A 23,042-nucleotide genomic window follows, 5' to 3' on the forward strand; every position below is an offset into this window, starting at 1 on the left:
GCCCAGTCTGTGGAGAAGATTACGATAGACGGTAGCCGCGCCAGCAATATTCTAACCTCTGTGCCATTCCTATTGATCACTCCGCAGGCAAGAAGCGGCGGCATGGGCAATGCGGGAGTCGCCGTCGAAGCAGACGCAAATGCTCCTTCCTTAAATATGGCATCAATGGCGTACCTAAAAGACGGCAGCTACGGATTTTCTGTTACCTATAGCCCATGGCTAAAAACCTGACACAAGGGATGAGCCTTTCCTATTTGAGTGGTTATTACAGAATCGATGAAAGAAATACGATAGCGGCTTCACTGAGATACTTTTCTATCGGCGACGTAAAATTTATTGAAAATAACCAACAGGATCTGGGGATATTTAATCCAAATGAATTTGCTGCTGATTTAAGCTACGCACGGAGTTTCGGACCAGATTTTTCGCTTGGAGGAAGTTTGCGGTTTATCTATAGCAATCTCTATAGTGCGCAATTTAATTCCGAAGGTCAGAGCGGAACTGGGAAAGCCGTCGCGGTAGACGTTTCCGGGCTTTACAAAAAAGATGGTTATTTTTTGGGTGGTCCTGTAATCTGGTCTGCCGGCTTGAATATATCGAATATCGGCACCAAAATTTCGTATAACATTGGGGACAATCCATATTTTCTCCCAGCTAATTTAAAAATTGGGACAGCCGCTACGTTGGTGGGAGAGGAAAGCAAATTGATCATAGCGCTGGACCTGAATAAATTGCTTGTTCCCACCCAACCTGTTTATGATGCGGATGGTAACATTGTAAATGGGAGCTATCCTGACCGATCGGTACCGTCTGGTATCTTCGGCTCTTTGCTGACGCTCCAGGAGGACTGAGAGAAGAGTTGCAAGAGGTGGGGATTTCCACAGGACTAGAGTTCTCGTTCAAGGAAAGGTTTGCTGTACGAGCAGGCTATAATTATCAGAATCCAAATAAAGGGAACAACAATTACCTTACCCTTGGGGCAGGCTTGAAGTATAATGTCCTATCTATTGATTTCTCCTATCTTGCCGGTTCTATAAATAGCAATCCCCTTGCAAATACGCTTCGGTTTGGACTGCAGTTCTCTTTTGATAAAAGAAGAGCGACCAAATATTCAAAAGTAAATTAAGTCGCCAAACCGATTTTTAAAATTACTTCTCAGCAATTCAATCTTGATAAGTTCATTTAAAAACTATTCTGATAAATTAGTCTAAATCAGAAAGTAAAATTATGGAAGCTTTCAGGATACTTATGCATCCATCAAAAGCATTATGCTTTTTTTGTCAACCGATTTTAGTAAACAACTTATCAAAAAATGGATTATGACGATTTATAGAAAAATCAAGCAATTTTCTAAATGTCATTACTTCTATATGAAGATTGGTTGCCGGTTCGATTTTATAATAAGTGCCAAATGGCATCTTCTGCCAACCTTTATTCTCGTTATATTTAACAATAAAGAACTGCAAGAAGAGGTTACTGACCTTTTAGATATAATTCCTGCTGACACAATAACTCTTTTTAGTAATCGTCTGAGGACTTGCTGGAGCGACTATAATGAGGCTCTCGCATCTGAAGAAGCCTTTTCGCAGCAGGAAATTGATCGCGCTACGAACGCATTAATGCGGTGTATTTGCCGGGAGCTGAATCGAGTTTACAGACTAAATGGAAATGTCCTGCCAAATGAACAATGGAAGCAGTGGTGGGATACTTACAGTTGCCAAACCAATTCGACGTCATAATTTATCATGTTATCACAGATTAAATAGATTTATAGTAAGCTAAGAGTTCGATAGAATCCCGCTCACTATTTTTTCGTAGAAAAAATTAAATTTTCGGACCTCTATTTTTCCTTTTTTTAAAGGTGGATTCTTTAGGTTTTTTTGCATAGCAAATTGAGTCTCTTTTTTAATTACCTCATTTTCAATTACTTTTTTTATATTTTGATCGTTTAATAATAATAAAAGAGGCACTAGGGGTTCGATTGTAGCCCGTTCAGCCCGACAGCAAAAACAAAGCCCGATGATAGTCGGGTTTTTTGTTTTCCGGATTTTTCACTAAGGCACTGTCTTAAATGAAAGAGGCACTACAAATAAGTTGAGTCTTTTTTGGTCAAAACACTACTCTAAAACGACTTTTTGTAACCCATTCGTTGTAAGGATAACGCAGATCCCGCAAGCATTATTGCGTTTTGAAAAATATAGGTTAAAAAGGTTGTTTCCGCATTTTATAGCTTATATTTTTGGCTTTTTACTTCCTTTTAAATTGAGTTTAAAGTATTGATAAACAAGGTTTAATTGTTTTTTAAATACGAAGGAAGAACAAAACTCTACCAGATAAGAACAATAAAATAAATGAGTACATACGCGATTGGTTTTCAGGAAATCGACAGGTCTGATATTTCAGGCGTAGGGAGTAAGGGTGCAAATCTTGGCGAACTATCAAGAATTGAAGGGATACAAGTACCCGATGGCTTTTGTATAACAACCAAAGCTTATAAAAAAATAACAGCAAACAATGAGCAGCTTACTGATTTATTGGATGAATTGAGTCAGTTTAAAACAGTAGATCTGGAGTCGGTTGGTATAACGAGTGCAGAAATACGTAAACTTATCGAAAATGTATGCATTCCTGATGATGTAACGGAAGAGATTGAAAGTTATCTTATTAATTTTAACGAACAGGAGGCTTTTGCTATCAGATCGAGTTCGACCGCAGAAGACTTACCAATGGCATCTTCTGCAGGGCAACTGGATACTTATTTGAATATCATCGGTAAAACAAACGTCCTTAAGCATATCAGCAAATGCTGGGCATCGTTATTTACGGATAGAGCTGTAATTTACCGCATTCAGAATGGGTTTGATCACCGAAAAGTTCAATTGTCTGTCGTTGTGCAGAAAATGGTTTTTCCGCAGGCAGCAGGAATTTTATTTACAGCAGATCCTGTTTCTGGAAATCGGAAAATATTATCTATTGATGCCAGTTTTGGGCTGGGTGAGACACTGGTTTCAGGCCTGGTTAATGCTGATCATTATCAGGTTTGCAATGGCAGGATTATCCATAAAAAAATATCAGCCAAGAAACTGGCCATTTATGCTTTAAAAGATGGAGGTACTGAATCTCAGGCGCTTTCGGCAGAAGTGCAAAATAAGCAAGTGCTAACAGACGAACAGATTTTACAGCTGGAGCAATTGGGCCGAAAAATCGAAGAACATTTCGGCCAGCCACAGGATATCGAATGGTGTTTGTTCAACGATACATTTTATATGGTACAGAGCAGGCCAATTACCACATTATATCCCATCCCTGAAACAAATGATGCTGAAAATCGTGTGTTTATATCTGTGGGGCATCAGCAAATGATGACAGATGCCATGAAACAATTAGGACTATCATTATGGCAATTAAGAGCGGCCAGACCTATGTTTGGTGCTGGCGGAAGGTTGTTTGTTGATGTAACGGATAATTTGGCTACACCAGTTGGTAGAGAAAGTTTATTAGATGCGATGAGCCAACATGATCCGCTCATAAAAGATGCATTGATCAACATTACAGAACGGGGTGATTTCATAAAACCGTTACCAGATGATGGAAACGGCCCGGTGCTGGTTAAAAGCACTAAGGGCTTGTCGGCTGCAGCTATTTTGGCACAAATAGGAAACGACCCCACTATTGTTGCTGACCTGATTAAACATAATCAGACATCAGTAGAGACACTAAAGCGAAATATCCAAACGAAATCAGGACCAGCGTTATTTGATTTTATTCTGGAAGATATTGAGCAGTCAAAGAAGATGATATTTGATTCGCAAAATATGGGGTGATTATAGCCGCGATGAATGCTTCATCATGGCTCAATGAAAAGATGGAAGAATGGCTGGGTGAAAAAATCCCGCAGACATACTGTCTCAGTCGGCACCCAACAATATCACTTCAGAAATGGGCCTGGCACTATTGGATGTTGCAGATATAATTCGCCCTTATCCCGAGGTAATTGATTACTTACAAGAGGCAAAGGAGGATGATTTTTTAGATAAACTGATTCAGTTCGATGGCGGAGAGGAAGCTCAGGAAGCTATTTATGCTTATCTCGGAAAATATGGAATGCGGTGCGCCGGAGAGATTGATATTACAAATACACGTTGGAGCGAAAAACCATTAATACTCATTCCCTTGATCCTTAGTAATATCAAAAATTTTGAGCCCAATGCCAGCAAACGGAAATTTGAGCAGGGGCAACAGGAAGCTTTAAAAAAGGAGAATGAATTATTGGATAAATTGGCGTTATTGCGGGAGGGCGAACAAAAAGTAAGGGAAACAAAACAAATGATTAGCCTGCTCCGGAATTTTGCTGGTTATCGCGAGTATCCAAAATACGGAATCGTTAACCGTTTCTTCATTTATAAACAGGCCTTAATGAAAGAAGGCGAACAGCTCTTAAAAGCCGAAGTAATTAATGAGAGAGAAGATATTTATTATCTCACCTTTCATGAATTACATGAAGCGGTAAGCGCCAATAAATTAGATATTCAACTTGTAAATAAAAGAAAAGAAGTATTTAAACGGGACGAAAAATTAATTCCACCCAGGGTAATTACATCCAATGGAGAAATTATAAGGGGTAAATACAAACGCGAAAACCTTCCTGACGAAGCCATTATAGGTTTAGCTGTTTCCTCCGGCGTGATTGAAGGGCGGGCTCGGGTCATCTTAAACATGAAAGATGCGAATCTGGAGGACGGAGATATACTCGTTACCCCATTTACCGATCCTAGTTGGACGCCATTGTTCGTTTCTATAAAGGGCCTGATTACCGAGGTTGGTGGATTAATGACGCATGGGGCTGTAATTGCAAGAGAATATGGCTTGCCAGCAGTAGTGGGGGTGGAAAACGCGACTAAACTGATCAAAGACGGACAACGTATCAGAGTGAATGGAACAGATGGTTATGTAGAGATACTGGAAAGTTGGTAAACGATAAGATTTAGTCCGAAGTTCGATGTCGAAAGTTAATGCGTGAAGATAGATGACTGGCTTTGCGTGCCTTTCGCCTTCTCTCTGCGCTCTTATGGTTAAAAATAAGCCAATCATTTTGTATCACGATTAATACCAATCATTTGCCAAAACAGTATTATTTTTATCGCAAGATTAACTAACATGATGAATAAATATTGGCTTACTGTAACGGCTTGTACTTTAGCCATAACAGCAAATGCTCAGCAAAAAGCTTTAACCGTTAGCGACTACGAAAGAGCGGAAAGTTTTATGAGTTACAACACCGCAAAGTATATCGACCATGCCAACGTGCAGCCGAACTGGCTAAAAGAAGATAAATTTTGGTACAGCATAAAAACCAATGGTTCTGAACAGACTTTTCTGGTAGATCCTGCAAAGAGAACAAAAATACCTACTACTGATTATAAAGGTGGCGAAATGTCATCGCGAGGCATTGGTGGCCGCAACGAGGTAGTATCACCTGATGGAAAAAAAGCCATTTTAATTAAAGATTATAATCTTTTTGTGAAAGATGTGGCCTCTGGCAAATTAACACAGCTCACCACTGATGGCATTAAAGATTATGGTTATGCCACTGATAATGCGGGATGGAAACATAGCGATGCGCCAATTTTGAGATGGTCGCCTGATTCTAAAAAGATAGCCACTTTTCAACAAGACCAAAGAAATTCAAAAGATATGTACCTCGTAACCACTAATGTGGGTGCGCCGGTATTAAAAGCATGGAAATATCCTTTGCCTGGTGATAAAGAGATCGCGACCATCAGAAGGGTGATCATTGATGTAGAAAATCCAAAAGTAATTTCGCTTAACATTCCTGCCGATCCGCATCGTGCAACTTTGAGTGATGATATATCAAGCAGCGGTACTTTTGATGATATCGATTGGAAAGCTGATGGCTCGGAAGTAGCCTTTGTATCTACCTCACGCGATCATAAAAACGAAAAATTCCGTATTGCCAATGCAACAACCGGTGCGGTGAGGGAAGTTTTCGAAGAAACGGTAAAAACACAGTACGAATCTGGCCAGGGTGCCATTAACTGGCGCTATCTTCCTGCCTCAAAAGAAATTATCTGGTATTCGGAAAGAGATAACTGGGGACATTTGTATTTATACGATTCCGGTAATGGGAAATTGAAAAAACAGATCACCAAAGGTGATTTTGTGGTTTCGCGTTTGGTTAAAGTTGATGAAAAAACAAGAACATTATATTTCTTTGCCAATGGACGCGAAAAAGGTAATCCTTATTTCAGTTACCTGTATAAAATTGGTTTCGACGGAAAAAATTTAACCCTTTTAACGCCAGAAGCTGGTAATCACCAGATAGTATTTTCTCCATCTTTCAACTATTTTGTAGATAGTTATTCGCAACCTGATATACCCGCAATAACAGTGCTAAGAAGCATTGACGGAAAACTGATCAACACTTTAGAAAAAACTGATGTTTCGAGATTAACCGCTACAGGTTGGAAAGCACCTACTTCTGTTTCAGTGAAAGCTAAAGATGGTAAAACTGATATCTATGGTCTGGTTTTTACACCAACAAAAATGGATGCTAACCAAAAATATCCCGTTATCGATTATATTTATCCAGGCCCACAGGGTGGTAGTGTAGGCAGCTGGGCATTTGCAGCTTCGCGTGGCGATAACCAGGCCCTGGCCGAGCTGGGTTTTATCGTTGTGGTAATAGAAGGTACCAGTAACCCAGATCGTTCTAAAAGTTTCCACGACATGAGCTACGGTAACATGGCAGAGAACACCTTACCTGATCAGATTGCAGCCATCAGACAGCTTTCTGCAAAATATCCCATCGATACAACAAAAGTAGGTATCTGGGGCCATTCGGGCGGAGGTTTTGCCACTGCTACTGCGATGTTTCGTTACCCGGATTTCTTTAAAGTAGGAATTTCCGAATCAGGTAACCATGACAATAGAAACTACGAAGATGATTGGGGCGAGCGTTACAATGGTTTGGTCGAAAATTCGGATTATGAAGCGCAAGCCAACCAGAACTATGCTAAAAACCTGAAGGGAAAATTGATGTTGGTACATGGTATGATGGATGATAACGTACCGCCATACAATACGCTACTGGTAGTAGAGGCACTGGAAAAAGCAAATAAATCTTTCGACCTTGTAATTTTTCCAAACAGTGCGCATGGTTATGGTGCTTATTCACCTTATATGATGCGCCGCCGTTGGGATTACTTTGTACAAAATCTTTTGGGGGCAGAACCGCCTAAAGATTACCAGATGAAAGCCCCAACAGCAAGATAGTATGATAAGAGCAAATTAACAGTTTGCTCTTTTTGTATATTATGCTAAACAATGCCACTTTTTAGCGGTTTAATTTGTAAATCATTAATCATGGGAAAAACCAGAGATCAAAATAACGTTATTATAACAGGTGCTACGGGAATGGTTGGCGAAGGCGTATTGATGCAATGTTTAAACAGTCCCGAAATTAATAGCGTTTTAGTGATTAACCGCAAACCTTGTGGTTATAGCCATCCAAAGCTGAAAGAGATTATTCATGCTGATTTTTTTGATTTCTCAGCGATTGAAAGTGAGTTATCGGGCTATAATGCCTGTTTCTTTTGTTTAGGCATTACTTCAGTAGGTGCTGATCAGGAAACCTATTATAAAATGACCTACACACTCACTATGCATGTTGCACAGACATTGAGCAAACTCAATAATGATATGACTTTTTGTTATGTTTCTGGTGGGGGAACTAATGAGCATAGCCGTTTGAAATGGGCACAGGTAAAAGGCAAAACGGAAAGCGATTTAACAAAATTACCTTTCGAACAGGTTTTTAATTTCCGTCCGGGTTTTATCAAGCCTTTGCCAGGGCAAAAATATGCACATCAATTCTATAAATACATCAACTGGTTATTTCCGATTGGTAGGGCGGTTTACCCTAATGGCTTCTGTACCATGGCCGAGCTAGGTCAGGCAATGATCAATACCTTGAGCCATAATGACGAAAGGCGGATTTTAGAGGGAAGAGACATTATTGCCTTATCAAAAGAATAAAACCCGGGTGCTAAAATGAGCTCCCGGGCTTTTTAATGATCAGCTCTTTAAAGACTAGTTTAGGTTTGTTAAGTTATTTTTTAATAATTTTTAATATAATACAGCAGTAGCATCTTTATCTTTTTGTGATAATACTGTGGCACCTGATCCGCATTGGCCGCCATTCATGATTGATGATGAATCGGTTCCAGTTACTCCAGGTACATTTGTAGCACTTGACTCACCGATAGCAGCCCAGTTGGTATGTCTGAATGAGATACAGTGACCAAACTCGTGACAAATTGTTCTGGCACGTTGTGCAAAAGAATTACCTGCGATGTAACTTTTATTGATTTTGACCAAAGCACCTGCACTTCCTCCCGAAGGAACTGCCCCTGACCGCAAACACCATTTCCTAAATTTTCATCTTTGATCAGGATGTCGTAAGGAGCGGTAGTTACAATACTGAAACGTAAAGTTGAATTTGGAACACCATTCCATTGTGCAATTGCACTATTGATCTCGCTGCTCATAGAAGTCATAGATGGATCTACAAAAATTCTAATGTTTAGCTTTTTAGTGCTGTTTACAATACTTCCGGTATAATACTGCTCAGTTTTAGTTCCAACACCATTCGCCGGGATTTCCATGTTTTTAGGGAAGGTAATATCTTCTTCAACTATAAATTCATTTCCATTATCAACAATACTTGTTGAAGGGAAGCCCAGATCTTTAATGTACTGCAAAACTTTGTCGGCATTTTTTACTGTTTCCTGTGGTTCGGTGGTTGATGATTCTTGATTTTTTTACAGGCTGCAATTACTAATACAACCAATGCAACGATGGCGATTTGTTTTAGATTTTTTTCATAAGGTTTAAGTTTAGTTAGTCCGGTAAGAGCTGATTAAGCAAATGTAACAGAACGTGTTACATTATTTTTTGCCTGTAGGGTAATTTTACACGAAAACTTAATTAATATGCTTTGTAGTGTTTTAAAGCTTAATTTGTATTTTAAAATTTACACAAAATCTGTTTTTCCGATAATATTTATGCTAAATAATTGCTTTTAAATAAAAACAGGGTTAATCCATATTGTTTACCAATTAAAAAAAGGGTACTACCAGTTAATTCTTCTTACCTTACCAAATTATCGCCAAAAAGGCCTAAATTTTATAGTATGCAAAATGAGAGTATAGCCTTACAGGCGAAAGTATTTTTATACCATTTAAATAATGCTAACAACGAAAATGGTTTTCGGGCCACAGAATCGTGGAAGTTTAGCCAGGTAAGTGAGCAGGGAAAGGCCGCGATAGAGCACGATTTCTTTCCTACAGTTTCTTTTCATGTTGATCCCAAAAAGATACACGATTTTACTGCTAGTGTATTATCGCAGCTTAAAGAGCAGCCCAAAGTTAATGTACCCAATCTTAATGTTAGTATCGAAACCGGATCTGAATATTTTATTGCCTTTTCTCCTGACAGGGTGATTAGATAAGATTGGTATTGCGTGTAGTCGGTTAGCGTATTCTTTTAAAGCATATATCCTTTATTGCAGGAAATTTAGCCGGTAAAAAATATTTTCGGATGAATTTTTACACTGCCATAGTGTTGTCAGTGGGCTGTATTTTCTTTGTATAAATAAAACAAAGAAGAACATGGTACAGGAACAATTATTCGCAGAAACAATGGAAGAAACTTCCCTTGTGTATTTAATGAAAAATTATGCAAACTATAATTTCTGGGCAAACTTAACCCTGATAAACTGGTTGAAAAAACATCCGGAAAATTTATTGGAGCAAGAAGTGCTATCAAGTTTTAAAAGTGTAAAATTAACCCTTGCTCATATTTTACAAACACAAGAATACTGGTATTCCATCCTCGCCAAAACTGAATTTGAATTTAGGGAATACAAAAGTTTGGCAGAGATTTTTAGTTCAATATTAAAACAGTCAGAAAACCTTGCTGTTTATGTTACTGCGATAAGCGAACATAAATTTAATGAAAAAACAGAAATTCAAAGTCCATGGTTTACCTCCGATTTTCAGAATTTTGAATATGTACTGCATGTTTTCAACCACAGTACCTACCACCGTGGTCAGATCATTACGATATGCCATAATTTAGGAATTACCGGCGCACCAATGACGGATTATAATTTCTATAATGTAATGGCCAAATAAGAATCATTTTGTTTTATTTAGTAATATTAAACACTAGATAAAAACGCTATGGATTTAATGCTGGGGGCAATAACCCTTTTTGCCGGCGATTATGCGCCGATAGGATTTGCAAAATGTGATGGCTCGCTGCTATCGATCAGTAAAAATATAAAGTTGTTTTCTAACCTCAAAACAAGGTATGGCGGCGATGGTATATCGAATTTTGCCCTGCCTAAAATTCCGTCAATAGAGGGTACAATACATATTATTGCTAAGGAGGGCTATTATCCCGGACATCCCATGGACTAGGAATTTATAATTTACAAAAAAGGTGATGATCTTGCAAGATCATCACCTTTTTTGTTATTTCTTATTATCGTATTTACGCTGATTGTCCTTATTCGAAGTCTGATCAGATCGTTGTCCGCCGCCATTGGTAATGCCCTGGATTTTTTTATCCGTTTTAACATCATGATTTGCCCGATCGGCGATTGAACTGCCCTGAACTGTGGGGTTGTTTTTTGGTGTGCCCGTATTTTTCATAACTGTAAAATTTAGTGAATAATATTGCAGAGCGCTATATTAACAACCAATGTGGGACTGGATATGTTTTGATTTTTTTGAGTTATTGGACTTCGATTAGTCGTCATTTCGAACAGAATACATTGCAGCCAAGAAATCTAAGAAGAATAGATCTCTCCATTTCGCTACGCTTCAGTCGAGATGACGACAATTTGAAAGGCATATTTGGCCAATGTCAATCAATCAATGAACGAATGGCTACTGAACCAATGAACAATTTAGTACAACAAAAATATAGTTGGCTGTTTATGCAGGTCTATTTCCTCTTTTCGCCAATTGTAAACACTTTGGGTTTTAATAAATTCATCTGCTGCGGTAAGGTTGCTGGCTACACAAACCTGTGTATTAGGCTTACAGCTTTTCAGCACTTCTTCAAAAAGCTGGTTATTGCGAAAAGGTGTTTCGATGAATATCTGTGTTTGTTTGTAGCGGCTGGCCGATAAATCTAAATCTTTAATTCTTTTGGTTCGCTGCTCCTTGTCGATAGGTAAATATCCCCAAAAGGCGAAACTTTGGCCGTTAAAACCCGATGCCATTAAGGCCAGTAAAATTGAGCTTGGCCCTACCAATGGAACCACTTTAATACCACGTTTATGCGCTTCGGCCACAATATCTGCTCCAGGATCGGCGATACCAGGGCAACCTGCTTCGCTCATCAAGCCTACATCTTTACCCGCATTAAGCTCCACAAAAAACTGACCTAAATCGGTGCGGTTATGTTTGCCATAATCGTGTACGATCAAATCTTTCTGAGGGGTTTTTAAACCTGCCTCTTTTAAAAAGCGACGGGCTGTTTTACTGTTTTCTACAATGTAAGTATCAATCTGGTTAATGGTATCAACCAAATAAGGAGTAAACGTTTTGTGTGCTACCTCTTCTGCCAATGGTACGGGAATAAGGTATAAAGTGCCTTTTTGCATGGTACAAAAATACTTACAATAAATAGAATTTAAGTTCTAAAGTTTGCAGTACTCACAATATAATCTCTTTTATAAGGAAAGGTGTAGCAAATTTTATTTCTAACTGACTAATTTTCTGCACAATTAAACTTCACTTAAAACGTTAAATATTAGTTAAATATGCCCTGAAATACAATATTTGAAGGAAAACGCTAAAACTATGCATGCATATTAAACCTTCTGTAATTTTGGTTCTCTAATTGATACACACACATTAGGTTATTAAAATAAACACACAAATGAAAACACTGAAATCTACGGCACTTGTGCTGGGGCTCTTTGCGCTCCTTGCCGGAACCACCACCCTTGTCAGGGCACAAGACTATCAAAACGATTACCAGAATGATGGTTACAGTACTGGCAATATCTCTTTACAGACTTTTTACGATGAACTTTCGCCTTATGGTACCTGGATACAGGATCCCCAGTATGGATATGTCTGGCGTCCGGATGTAGATCAAAGTGATTTCCGTCCGTATTATACAAACGGGCGTTGGGCGATGACCGAATACGGTAATACCTGGGTTTCTAATTACGATTGGGGCTGGGCACCTTTCCACTATGGCCGTTGGGTAATTAACAGTTACAGGCAGTGGATCTGGTTACCTGATACCAATTGGGGGCCAGCCTGGGTAGATTGGAGAAGTGGCGACGGTTATTACGGATGGGCACCTATGGCACCAAGCATCAGTATTAATTTAAGCTTTGGCCGCCGTTATGCTGTACCAGAATTCTGTTGGAACTTTATTCCACAGCGCAATATTTATATCAATACTTTCCCAAGATATGACTACGGTCGCAATAATGTTTACATCCGCAACACCACCATCATTAATAATACTTATGTATATAACAGAAGAAGTTATTATGGCGGACCAAGGATTGAAGATATCAGGCGTGCAACCAATAGAGACGTAACAGTTTATCGTTATGCACAAAGTTCAAGACCTGGTGCAAGCAGGGTTGGTGGTAGAGAGGTTTCTATTTACAGACCAAGACCTGAACGTAATGCAGTAGATAATCGTAATGCTGCACCAAGAAGATTTGAACAAGGTAATGCTGGTATTAGCAGAGGCGGAAGAAACGAAGGGTATACCAACCGCGATCAAAGAGGTGGAAATCCAGGTAATAACGATAACCGTTTTGGATCAAGAGATAACCGCACTTCTACACAACCAGATAGAAATAATGGTACTGTAGGCAGAGATAATAATCAGCCTAGTAACAGGGGCGAGGCTTATAACAGGGATGCAAACGGACGTGTTAGCCGTGGAGGTACCAACGGTATCGATAATGGAAACAGACTGGATAATGCAAGCCGTGGTCAGGATCAGCAACGTTTGGAGCAGATGAGACAGCAACGTAATCAGGACCGTATGAGTGCAGGTCAACAACCACAGCAACGTAGTCAGGATGATCAGCAACGTGCTCAAATGGAGCAGCAAAGGGCACAACGTAATGAACAAATGCAACAGCAGCGTGCGCAACAAGCCCAGCAGCAACAGCAGGAAAGGACCCAACGCGATGCTCAAGCTCAACAACAACGTAATGAGCAAATGCAACAGCAGCGTGCGCAACAAGCCCAGCAGCAACAGCAGGAAAGAGCACAACGCGATGCCCAGGCTCAACAACAACGTAATGAACAGGCACAACAGCAACGTGCCCAGCAAGCGCAACAACAGCAACAAGAGCGTGCACAACGTGATGCTCAGGCTCAACAACAAAGAGCTCAACAGCAGCAACAAAGACAAGAACAAAGAAGAGAAGCTCTGCCTCAACAACAAAGAGGTGGCGGTGAAAGTGGAAGACCATCAAGAGGTGGCAGAGGATAAAATGAAAAGTTCCGACGAAAGTCGGGACTTTTTTACTGATGAGCTTTTCTAAGGTGAGCTTAGGTGACTTAGGTGGTATGACAATTAGAAACTGTTTTTAGTAACATCTGGTTTTTAACCATCTCATTTATGTTGACCACCTCAATCACCTTATAACATTTAAGTTTAAAGTGTGATCGTCATCCTTAGAGTACGGCGGAATAGAGAGATCTATGTAAGTTAGTTTCGATATTTAGATTTCTCGGGGCTACGCTGCACTTCGCACGAAATGACGTAACTAAGCTTGTCCCGCTGCTGCATGCAAATTACTCAAATTATTCCCTCTAAAAGTGCTTTCGGCATTTGGATGCAGGTTTTCAGGATCAAGTAAAAAAGTGCTGATCCCCAGTTCCAATCCGAATTTAATTTCCGATTCGGCATCATCGCCTATAATTAAAATATCATCCCTGTTTAAATCATGCTGATTGATCAGCTGTTCAAAAACGTCCTTCTTGTTGTTAACTGAAACATCCACGACATGTACTTCTTCAAAATCGTCGGCAATGCCCAACATTTTTACTTTTGATTGCTGTTGTTTTGGAAAACCTGCAGTTACAATAAATTTCCGGCCGGTCAGGCTTTTGATATAGTGATAATCATCACTTGGTTTTAAAGGCCTGGTTACTTCCCTGTTGTGGAGATATGAAATCACTTCGGGCATTACTTCTTCCTTAAAACCATATTTTTTAGCCACTTTTATAAAAGGCGTTTTTAACATTTCCTGCTTGGCAAGTTGAAAATTTTCTTTGCTGATCCCTAAATCCATGCTTTCTAAAAAACGGTATAATTCGCCCATCAACTGTTCCTCGTTCGGTTTGGTAAAATAAATGGTATTGTCCAGGTCTATAAAAAATATGCGCTTCATTGTGGATTGGTTTTTGCAAGATGAAAAAAATAAAAACACCTGTGGGTTAAATATGTTTAATAAGTAAATCACTAAGATCATGAAAAAAGAGACAAAAATTATAGTAGGCGTATTAGCCGGAGCAGCACTTGGTGCAACCATCGCATTGGCATTATCATCAGATTCTACCAGCGATCTGAAAAATAAAGTATCAGATTTCTTTGCTGATCTTTTAGATGCTTCGAAAGATAAATTAGCAAACCTGGCAGATAAAGCCACAAGTGTTGCAGACAAGGTTAAAGATAAAGTAGCAGAAATAAATGCTTAAAGAATTGGAAGTGCCGGATAAATCCGGCATTTTTATTCTATATATTTTCTAACCAACATCTTGATGAATATTGCTTTTCATGGTGCTGCCCGTACGGTTACGGGGAGTAAGCACCTTATTACATTAAAAAACGGTACCCAGATATTATTAGATTGTGGCTTATTCCAGGGAATGGGACATGTTACTGATAAATTAAACGATTACTTTGGTTTCGACGCTAAAAAAGTTTCCTACCTCGTTCTATCACACGCCCATATTGATCATTGCGGTTTATTGCCCAAACTGGTTGCAGAAGGTTTTGAAGGCAAAATTTTCTGTACCTCGGCCACTATGGACCTTGCCCGCATACTGATGATGGATTCTGCCAAAATCCAGATGCAGGACGCTGAATATGCAAACCGGCACATTAGTCACGGCGAAGAAATGGAAGAAGCGCTTTATACAGAAGAAGATGTTATCAAAACACTTAGTCTGATGAAGATCGTGGAGTATGAAGAAGATTTTGAAATTGAACCGGGAATACGCTTGAAATTTACCGATGCCGGTCATATTTTGGGCAGTGCTGCCACCCACCTTACGATTACGGAAGATGGAAAACCAACACGGATTACCTTTTCTGGCGATGTTGGCCGCTATGGTGATCTGCTTTTAAAAAATCCCCAGCAGTTTGATCAGGCCGATTATATTCTAATGGAATCTACTTATGGCGATTCACTGCATAAAGACCTTGATCCGATCGAAAACATGCTATTGGAGATCATTAACAATACCTGCAAAGTAAAAAAAGGTAAAGTAATTATTCCAGCATTTGCCGTAGGCCGTACACAGGAACTGCTTTATGCTTTAAACGGATTGGAGTTAAAAGGCAAATTACCTGATGTTCCTTACTATGTGGATAGTCCGTTATCATCAAAAGCAACAGAAATCCTTAAAAGCCACCCTGAAGTTTATAATAATGGAGTTAAAGAAACCTTAAAGATTGATCATGATGTGTTTGGATTTAAGGGCCTGCGTTTTATTGAGAGTGTAGAAGAATCGAAAGCCTTAAATGAAGATCCAAGGCCGTGTGTGATTATTTCGGCATCCGGTATGGCTGAGGCTGGTCGCGTAAAACACCATATCCGTAATAATATCAGTAACCAGAAAAATACCATTTTAATGGTGGGGTATTGTGAGCCAAATTCACTTGGTGGCAGGTTAATTGCCGGACAAAAAGTAGTTGAAATTTTTCGTGATGAATATGAAGTGAAAGCCGAAGTACAATCGATTAAATCGATGAGTGCACATGGCGATTATGAAGATTTACTGCACTTTTTATCTTGCCAGGATCCGGCGAAAGTAAAACAATTGTTTCTGGTTCATGGAGAGTACGAGGTACAACAGCATTTTGCCACTAGATTAAAAGATAACGGTTTTAAACATGTAGCCATACCAGAATACCATCAGGTGTTTGAGTTGGAGTAATCATTTCTCATGCAGAAGTACGAAGCATCTGTTTCATCGGTTGCAGATGCTTCGTACCTCAGCATGACAACTTAATTTTTGCCTCAGGATGATTATCATATCATTCCATTTCCCATCTTCCCTCATACATCTTTCCATTTTCCCTATCTTTGCCTCATGGATGTTTTTGGTAAAGCGTTAACAGATATTTACAGAACAGGCGAAGCTGATACGCTTTGGCTACACAATTCGTATGGTGAGCCAGAAGAAATGCCTTTAGAATTCTTCTTTCGAGATGATGAAGAAATGCCTGTTTTGGAACTTCAAGCTTTGCATTTATGTAGTGGTAAGGTGTTAGATATTGGTGCCGGTGTAGGCAGTCATGCTTTACTTCTACAGGCATTTAATATGGATGTTACCGCGATTGATATTTCTGAAGCAGCGGTAAATATTATGAAAGATCGCGGTGTAAAAAAGCATTTGTGCAGGATATTTTTACCTATCAGGAGAAATTCGATACCATCATCATGCTCATGAACGGTATCGGCCTTACCGGAACTTTAGCTGGGTTTAAAAATTTCCTGATCAAATTAAAGGACCTCATCAATCCAAAGGGACAGGTAATTTTCGATTCGTCGGATATCACTTATTTATATGAAGATATGCCGAAACCGCAAAACCAATATTATGGCGAGGTATCTTACCAGTATGAATATAAAGGTGAAAAAGGCAACTGGTTCAACTGGATTTATATAGATGAAGAAACTATCAAACATACTGCAAAGGAAACAGGATGGGATGCTGAACTAATTTTTGATGATGGAGAAGATCAGTATTTGGTCAAATTGACTTTAGCGCAATAATTTAAAAGTCGTAAAGCTTTTCGAACTCGTGTTTTAAATGAGCAGGCCCATAAGTTCGTTAGATACAAATATGAGCAATGCAAAATGAGACTAGGTGAGTTAGCTTAATAAGCCCCACTGCAATGCAATGAGGCTTAATTTAGAGCACGTAATGTATTAATGAAGATCGTTATAGCTGACTATTTTAACAGATGGATTTTTGGCTAAAATTTCTTCCATCCATTTCCGGTGCGAAGCACCAACACCTACTACAACCCTATTTGCTTTTTTCGCCTTTGCCTGTTCGACGATGTTTTTACACATGCCTTCATTTCTTAAAGTCCATTGTGCGATCATTTCTTTTACTGTTTCAGTAGGAAAACCAGCATAGCCATAAAAATGACGGCCACCATAAAAATTCCAGGCTTCATCTAAAACACCATATTTTGCGGTGTTCATACCGGCATACGGATCAGCGTTGAAAATTTTCGCTTCATCTTCATTGTAAGACCAATATTTTTCTATGGCTTTAATGGTAGCGGCTTCCTGTGAAGTGTTATCGGCTTTCGCTTTGCTTGTTAAAATTTTATATAAAGAATCCGTTTTGCCCCAGGCTTCACTCCATGGTTTATCATAGGTTTGGCAATCCATATTGTAAATCCGATCTTGTTTTAATTGATAAATGAGGGGGAAATAGATTTTGCTGTATTCGCTTCCTGGTCTGTATAAACCTATCTTTTTTAACGAATCTATACCACCAAACATCTTTGTGTAGGTTAATTGTTCTTCTTTGCCGAAGCTTTGTTTCATGTAATTTTCGAGTACAAAAATTTGATAATCGGTATTGCCCCGGTCCCAGTTTTTAGCATAATTAACGGCTAAATTCATTCTTGTTTTATGGTAGTAGGCGAATTTGGCGAGTGCTTTTTGGTCTTTTTTAATTTGTACTTCAATATTTTTCGGAGATTCCGGGTTTAATTTTTCCAGATAATCATATTCTTTTTTAAACAATTCTTTTGCCCAGTTACTTTCTTCCAGTTTGGCATAATCACCTTGGGGCAGGTACTCACCAAAAACCATATCGGGCTTAAAGTTTTTAAGTTTATCAATTATTGCCTGAAAATTTATTGTCGATTTTGAATTGTCATGGGCAGAGCCAACTATAACAATTTCGATTTGATTTTGAGCATTCAATTTAATTGTAAATGCCATTAGCAGTAATAATGCAAGACTAAGTTTTTGTATAGTTCTCATAATTTTTGTTTCGTTTTTGTTGATTCAAAGATGAGTATACAAGCATTACTGCTAAATTTAATTATCCCAAGGGTTTATAATATTATCCCAATTGCAGAAAAAGGGAATTTGAGTATTGAGCATTCAGAATTAAGTGTTTGAATAGAGATTTACAGCTTTCGTCCTAAAAAAGAAGCTATTCCATCAGTTTTTGATTAAAGCCAACGATCAATTTAAATAGATCTTTGTACTCCGTAAGGGGCAAGGTTTCGGGTTTGTCGAATATGTCATGATAGGCTGATGGGCCACCCTGGGTGTAGATAAAAAATGCAGGTACACCCTTTTCGGTAAAGAAATAATGATCGCTATTGGCTGCTTTACCTCTTGAGTTTATTTTAGAGATATATTGATTTTTATTGTTAATGGCGTTGAGCATAGCAAATGCTTTGGGGTAGACAGATGCATTAACCACGGTCATTCCGACTTCACCTGTTCCAACCAGATCGAGGTTGAGGAGGAATTTTATATTACTTAAGGGAACCAAAGGATTTTCTACAAAATATCCTGACCCCAACAATCCAGCTTCTTCGCCGGCAAAACAGATAAAACCAATGGAAAAGGGTTGGGGATTGGCGGCATAATATTTGGCTAAACTTAATAGGGTAGCCACACCAGCCGCGTTATCATTTGCTCCAGGGAAAAAGGTATCAGCCCCCATACCACCCAAATGATCGTAATGTGCGGTAATGATTAAAAGTGAGTCTGGATACTTAGTGCCCTTAACTAAACCGCAAACGTTAGCGGCCTCAAATTTTGGAATGAATTTGTTTTCAATGTCAACATTGATTTCTTTTGGTATTGTAGTAAAGTTGTTTTTATTGAGCTGAATGGTAGTTACTTCTCCAACTTCTGTAGCTACGGACCAGGTAAGTTTATCTTTTAGTGAAATAATTAATGAAGGTGTAGCTTTATAGTTAAGGCTATCAATTTGTGTTAAATTGGCTTTTTGTTTAATGCCCGGACTCTCATTGTTTACAATGAAATCTTTGCCAGGAATAAGTTTCTGTCCGTTGATGGCCACCATCATTTTTCCCGGGAATGTATTTACAGGAAAATTAAAAGGCTGTTTATATGCTGTACCCATTGGTAACAGCCCAATTTTTTGATAAGCCGCTACGAGATAATCTGCAGATTTTTTCATCCCGTTCCTGGTATAACCCCTGCCCCAAAATTCTTTTGAAGTAAGGGTGTTGATTATATTTCTGGTGTAGGTAGAATCCTGTGCAAAAACGTACTTTGAAAAGAGAAAAAATGCAATTAAGAAAAAAATCTCATATCAAAATATTGAATCGTATTGAGGTATTACTCTGTTTTGGGTAATTGTTTTGGTTGATCAAATAACCTGAAAATAGCATACGAAAGCGGAATAATAAGTGTTATGGTAATTTCCTTTGCCTGAAAGTTAAAATTTAAAAATAGAATTGACAATGCACATAATGTCCAGACAATGCCAGCGGCCAGAAAATAGTTTTTAAAAAAGTTCATGAGATTAACATTAGATATTTGCTAATATAGCGCATAATTGAGATTTTCACAAGCCTCCAGTCTTTATAGGTAAAACCTGTTGGCAAAATCTAGACTAACCTCTCAAGTCTTTCAAACCTTTCATGTTTTTTAAAACCTGAGATGTTTAGGCATAAAAAAATGGTCGATGTTTAACAGCTCCTGCCATTAATCACCAACCATTACTTATAAAATTAATCTTTTTTATTTTACCAGATAAGGCTGTAAAGCGGTTTTAATTTTTTCTTTGTTCTGGCTTGCTGACCATTTTTCTTTAATAGATTGATCGCCCAAGCTAAAAAGTGTTTCGTAAAGCAATTTGCCATTTGCCATGGTTTGTACTTTGAAGGTGTTTTGCGATCCGATAATATCGGCCCAAACGCCACGAACATCAGCCCAGTAAGATTTTTGGCTTGCCCACCATTTTTGAGCATTGGCAAAAGTTTTAGGATCTATTTTGGTAAATTCCTCATAACCTTTCTCAATAGCTAAAAGTTTATCGCCACTGGCAGAGCGTACAATCTTTTTATTGTCCTGCTCAAACATCCAGCCATCTTTGGTAATGGTTATTCTGCTGCCGCGGTTTAATACATTGTAATCTTTACGAACGGTCGATTCTCTTCTTGGAAGTGGAGAATCGGTTTCGCTTTGCCATGAATCGTGACCGCCAACATGGCTCCAGGTTCCGTAACCCTGATAACGTGGACTATCATCAACCTGATACACTTTTTGGGTCCATTTACCTTTTACATCAGCCGGGGTTAAATTACCTTTTTCCATGCATTACCTTCGGTATAAAGCATAATGTCGGTATCTTCATAAGTCCAGTCCTGGCGCCAGTGTTTAATAACCGTAGTATCGTTAATGGCCAACATGTGTTGTATCACAATTCTTTTAGGCTCATCTACAATAATTTCGGCCCATTCATTGCCATGGCTTTCGTAAGGTTTGCTGAATTTGTAATTAGGGTCTGGTGCGGTAACCTCACCATAGTTAAAATTCACTTCATAAAAACCGGCTAAAGATTTAATGGCCTTTCTGTCTTTTTCCAATTTTTCTTCCGGCGAATCTACTTTTGTTTGTGCGCTTGTATTAAGGGTAATTAAACCGGTTAATACTAAAATTAGGTTTAAAAATTTCATGTTTATTATGAATTAGGGTGTGCTTATTTTTCCGCCTTTGCGGGATTTTTTTCTTTTTTCCTTTTCCCAACCAGATAATAAAGCCGGTGATGGGCAAACTTGCTGCAATAAGGCTTGCAAAAAATGCCATGATTTTTCCGGGAAGACCTAAAATAGCGCCTACGTGTATATCGTAGTTCATGCCAATTAAAGTTTCACCTCCGTTTTTTTCTGATTGGTTTGTTCTATGTAATAACTTGCCCGAGTACTGATCGAACTGTAAAATATCATAATCCCAGTAAGTTTCTTCACCACGGTAACCTGTGGCATTAATGGTTGCTGTACCGCCTCCCGCTGGCGACACACCAATACGGTCTTCGTTTTTAAAAATATTTTTAGCCTGATCAAAAGCAATATCGAATGGAACAGCTTTAATGGTTTTTGTTGAGTCGGATTTTATTTCTACCACTTTTGGTGGGGCAGTGGTTCCTGCTGCCACTACATACACTATTTGCTGGAACCATTGAAAGGCCCAGACTAGGCCAGTTAGGGCCAGCATCAGGCAAATGATCATCACATAAAAACCTAATACATTGTGCATATCATAGTTGATGCGTTTAAATTTTGCCTTCCACTTAACTTTAAAACTCTTATCGAAGTTCGATTTTTTGAGATTTTTCGGCCACCACATCACCATGCCTGAAATGAGCAGGAATACAAAAATAAAAGTAGACCAACCAATAAGCTGTTGAGCAATGGGATGATTGATCAGTAAACTCCAATGGATCATTTTAACCACCGAAAAAAACTCATATTTATAATCTGCTACCAGGGTTACTTTTCCGGTATATGGGTTTACCAGTACCAGGTCATAATAATCAACTGAATCGAAGTACCAGAAAGCTTTAGGATTACCTGCTTTATAGGTACTAAATTCCCATGCCCTTTCAGGCATCCTATAAGTAGAAATAAAGCCAATTTTCTTTTTATTTCCCAAAGCTTTTTCGGCATTAGTTTGCAGTAAACTTAGTGGCAAGGTTTTAGGATTTGATGGAACATCAACAAAATATGCCTTGCGATGGATCAGCTCAGTAATTTCCTTTTGAAAAACATACATACATCCGGTAACGCCTAACATCAATACGATCAGGCCAGATGCGATACCCAACCACAAGTGCAGCCAATCGCTGATTCTTCTTATCTGCGATTTATTCGTTTTTTTCTGTACAGGTTTTGTTGGCGACATTAAGCTTTATTTAATAAAAGAACCCATTGACAGTTTTCTGTCTGCCAATGGGTTGAAAAGTTTGGAGTTAACCGGTTATTTAACTTCGGTAGTGTAGGTTACCAAATGCCAGGTTTTTTCGTAATCCTGTCCGTTCAGTTTGCCCGGTGTTTTATCTTCGGTAAAAGCTTCAAGAAAGTAATTCCCTTTTGCAACTGGTTTGAAGGTAAATTTACCCTGTGCATCAGTTTCGGTAGTCTGGCCTTTTTTATCAGGACCAACAACGGTTAATTTTTGGTTTGCGAAAGGTATTTTGTTATAAATAACCTCATGAACTGCCGTTTCACCAACTTTTAAAGTGTGTTTATCGGGTCTGATGGTTAAAGCCGCATCGGCAGGAAATGCCTTGTTTATTTTTAAGTTACCAACAGCAACATCGGCAAAAGCATAATATTCAATTTTTGCTTTCTCGTAAACTGTAGCCACCTCGTGTATCACAGAAACTTTATAAGTTCCGTCCTGATCTGGTATAAAACTAGCTTTGTAAAAAAGTACATCCGGCGAAGTTGTTAACACCTTTGTGGTACCATTAGGTGCCGTTAAAACCAATTTGAAATCTTTCAGGTTGCTGAACCATTTTGCTGCGGTATCAGGCTCGTTGCTTTCATATTCTCCAAAAAAACTTTTACATCCTGCGGCTGTCCTTTTTTGCCTGTTGAGGCTGTTTCTATCCATAACGCATGTGCAAATACGTTCGAAATGCTAAAGGCAAGGAATAATGTTAATAATGAGATTTTAGTTTTCATGTTTTCGGTTTTTAATCAGGAGCAGCTGATCT

21 protein-coding genes and 2 pseudogenes are annotated in these 23,042 nt (G+C 38.8%); 13 read left to right on the plus strand and 10 right to left on the minus strand.

Features of this window, described 5'->3' with window-relative positions:
* Positions 1-102: 102 nt before the first annotated feature.
* From porV to ACQ86H_RS02930, 5 genes and pseudogenes are all read left to right on the plus strand, one after another.
* Positions 103-1,126, plus strand: a pseudogene (gene porV / locus ACQ86H_RS02910) (type IX secretion system outer membrane channel protein PorV).
* Between the two features lie 1,225 nt (positions 1,127-2,351).
* A complete protein-coding gene (locus ACQ86H_RS02915; RefSeq protein ID WP_431293802.1) occupies positions 2,352-3,824 on the plus strand; it encodes a PEP/pyruvate-binding domain-containing protein in 1,473 nt (490 codons plus the stop codon).
* A 115-nt stretch (positions 3,825-3,939) separates the two neighbouring features.
* Positions 3,940-4,974: a PEP-utilizing enzyme gene (locus ACQ86H_RS02920; RefSeq protein ID WP_431293803.1), complete on the plus strand. Its 1,035-nt coding sequence runs from the start codon at positions 3,940-3,942 to the stop codon at positions 4,972-4,974.
* 183 nt (positions 4,975-5,157) lie between these two features.
* Positions 5,158-7,293, plus strand: a complete 2,136-nt coding sequence (locus ACQ86H_RS02925) for a S9 family peptidase (protein WP_246862656.1) — start codon at positions 5,158-5,160, stop codon at positions 7,291-7,293.
* A gap of 90 nt (positions 7,294-7,383) precedes the next feature.
* Positions 7,384-8,055 carry an NAD-dependent epimerase/dehydratase family protein gene (locus tag ACQ86H_RS02930; RefSeq protein WP_431293804.1) on the plus strand — a complete coding sequence of 224 codons (672 nt, stop codon included), beginning with the start codon at positions 7,384-7,386 and terminating at the stop codon, positions 8,053-8,055.
* Between the two features lie 191 nt (positions 8,056-8,246).
* On the opposite strand, the gene ACQ86H_RS02935 is transcribed toward ACQ86H_RS02930, so the two are convergent.
* Entirely contained in the window at positions 8,247-8,780 is a 534-nt protein-coding gene (locus tag ACQ86H_RS02935; protein ID WP_431293805.1) for a hypothetical protein, read from the minus strand.
* A 431-nt stretch (positions 8,781-9,211) separates the two neighbouring features.
* Here ACQ86H_RS02935 and ACQ86H_RS02940 point away from each other — a divergent pair, with 431 nt between their 5' ends.
* From ACQ86H_RS02940 to ACQ86H_RS02950, 3 genes are all read left to right on the plus strand, one after another.
* Positions 9,212-9,529, plus strand: coding sequence for a hypothetical protein (locus ACQ86H_RS02940; RefSeq protein WP_431293806.1), 318 nt, complete (start codon positions 9,212-9,214; stop codon positions 9,527-9,529).
* Between the two features lie 160 nt (positions 9,530-9,689).
* On the plus strand, positions 9,690-10,214 hold the full coding sequence (locus tag ACQ86H_RS02945; RefSeq protein ID WP_431293807.1) for a DinB family protein: 525 nt from the start codon (positions 9,690-9,692) through the stop codon (positions 10,212-10,214).
* 48 nt (positions 10,215-10,262) lie between these two features.
* On the plus strand, positions 10,263-10,502 hold the full coding sequence (locus tag ACQ86H_RS02950; protein WP_431293808.1) for a phage tail protein: 240 nt from the start codon (positions 10,263-10,265) through the stop codon (positions 10,500-10,502).
* A 54-nt stretch (positions 10,503-10,556) separates the two neighbouring features.
* Here the strand turns inward: ACQ86H_RS02950 and ACQ86H_RS02955 are convergent, their stop codons facing one another.
* Together ACQ86H_RS02955 and ACQ86H_RS02960 are read right to left on the minus strand one after the other, a co-directional pair.
* On the minus strand, positions 10,557-10,736 hold the full coding sequence (locus tag ACQ86H_RS02955) for a hypothetical protein (protein WP_090765130.1): 180 nt from the start codon (positions 10,734-10,736) through the stop codon (positions 10,557-10,559).
* Positions 10,737-10,993: 257 nt separating this feature from the next.
* Positions 10,994-11,695 (minus strand): SAM-dependent methyltransferase, encoded by a 702-nt coding sequence (locus tag ACQ86H_RS02960; protein ID WP_138818775.1) that lies wholly within the window; start codon positions 11,693-11,695, stop codon positions 10,994-10,996.
* 278 nt (positions 11,696-11,973) lie between these two features.
* Here ACQ86H_RS02960 and ACQ86H_RS02965 point away from each other — a divergent pair, with 278 nt between their 5' ends.
* Positions 11,974-13,566, plus strand: coding sequence for a DUF6600 domain-containing protein (locus ACQ86H_RS02965; RefSeq protein ID WP_431293809.1), 1,593 nt, complete (start codon positions 11,974-11,976; stop codon positions 13,564-13,566).
* Positions 13,567-13,843: 277 nt separating this feature from the next.
* On the opposite strand, the gene ACQ86H_RS02970 is transcribed toward ACQ86H_RS02965, so the two are convergent.
* Entirely contained in the window at positions 13,844-14,470 is a 627-nt protein-coding gene (locus ACQ86H_RS02970; protein WP_431293810.1) for an HAD family hydrolase, read from the minus strand.
* Positions 14,471-14,549: 79 nt separating this feature from the next.
* On the opposite strand from ACQ86H_RS02970, the gene ACQ86H_RS02975 reads away from it, so the two are divergent.
* The 4 genes from ACQ86H_RS02975 to ACQ86H_RS02990 all read left to right on the plus strand — a co-directional run bounded on the left by ACQ86H_RS02975 (position 14,550) and on the right by ACQ86H_RS02990 (position 17,083).
* Positions 14,550-14,777, plus strand: coding sequence for a YtxH domain-containing protein (locus ACQ86H_RS02975; protein WP_138818773.1), 228 nt, complete (start codon positions 14,550-14,552; stop codon positions 14,775-14,777).
* A 63-nt stretch (positions 14,778-14,840) separates the two neighbouring features.
* Positions 14,841-16,241 (plus strand): MBL fold metallo-hydrolase RNA specificity domain-containing protein, encoded by a 1,401-nt coding sequence (locus ACQ86H_RS02980; protein ID WP_431293811.1) that lies wholly within the window; start codon positions 14,841-14,843, stop codon positions 16,239-16,241.
* Between the two features lie 156 nt (positions 16,242-16,397).
* Positions 16,398-16,757, plus strand: a complete 360-nt coding sequence (locus ACQ86H_RS02985; protein ID WP_431293812.1) for a class I SAM-dependent methyltransferase — start codon at positions 16,398-16,400, stop codon at positions 16,755-16,757.
* Entirely contained in the window at positions 16,703-17,083 is a 381-nt protein-coding gene (locus ACQ86H_RS02990; protein ID WP_431293813.1) for a hypothetical protein, read from the plus strand. Before ACQ86H_RS02985 ends, ACQ86H_RS02990 begins: the two co-directional genes overlap by 55 nt.
* A gap of 156 nt (positions 17,084-17,239) precedes the next feature.
* On the opposite strand, the gene ACQ86H_RS02995 is transcribed toward ACQ86H_RS02990, so the two are convergent.
* From ACQ86H_RS02995 to ACQ86H_RS03020, 6 genes and pseudogenes are all read right to left on the minus strand, one after another.
* A complete protein-coding gene (locus ACQ86H_RS02995; RefSeq protein WP_431293814.1) occupies positions 17,240-18,316 on the minus strand; it encodes a DUF5694 domain-containing protein in 1,077 nt (358 codons plus the stop codon).
* Between the two features lie 175 nt (positions 18,317-18,491).
* Positions 18,492-19,496: a M28 family metallopeptidase gene (locus ACQ86H_RS03000; RefSeq protein WP_431293815.1), complete on the minus strand. Its 1,005-nt coding sequence runs from the start codon at positions 19,494-19,496 to the stop codon at positions 18,492-18,494.
* A 161-nt stretch (positions 19,497-19,657) separates the two neighbouring features.
* Positions 19,658-19,840, minus strand: a complete 183-nt coding sequence (locus tag ACQ86H_RS03005; RefSeq protein ID WP_121287516.1) for a hypothetical protein — start codon at positions 19,838-19,840, stop codon at positions 19,658-19,660.
* A gap of 222 nt (positions 19,841-20,062) precedes the next feature.
* A pseudogene (locus ACQ86H_RS03010) lies at positions 20,063-21,000 on the minus strand (DUF6607 family protein).
* Positions 20,951-22,225, minus strand: a complete 1,275-nt coding sequence (locus tag ACQ86H_RS03015) for a PepSY-associated TM helix domain-containing protein (RefSeq protein WP_431293816.1) — start codon at positions 22,223-22,225, stop codon at positions 20,951-20,953. The pseudogene ACQ86H_RS03010 and the gene ACQ86H_RS03015 overlap by 50 nt, the downstream one beginning before the upstream one ends.
* A gap of 75 nt (positions 22,226-22,300) precedes the next feature.
* Positions 22,301-22,939 (minus strand): DUF4198 domain-containing protein, encoded by a 639-nt coding sequence (locus ACQ86H_RS03020; protein WP_431293817.1) that lies wholly within the window; start codon positions 22,937-22,939, stop codon positions 22,301-22,303.
* Positions 22,940-23,042: the final 103 nt, after the last annotated feature.

The sequence above is a fragment of the Pedobacter sp. P26 genome, assembly GCF_050632135.1.
Classification (GTDB): Bacteria; Bacteroidota; Bacteroidia; order Sphingobacteriales; family Sphingobacteriaceae; genus Pedobacter.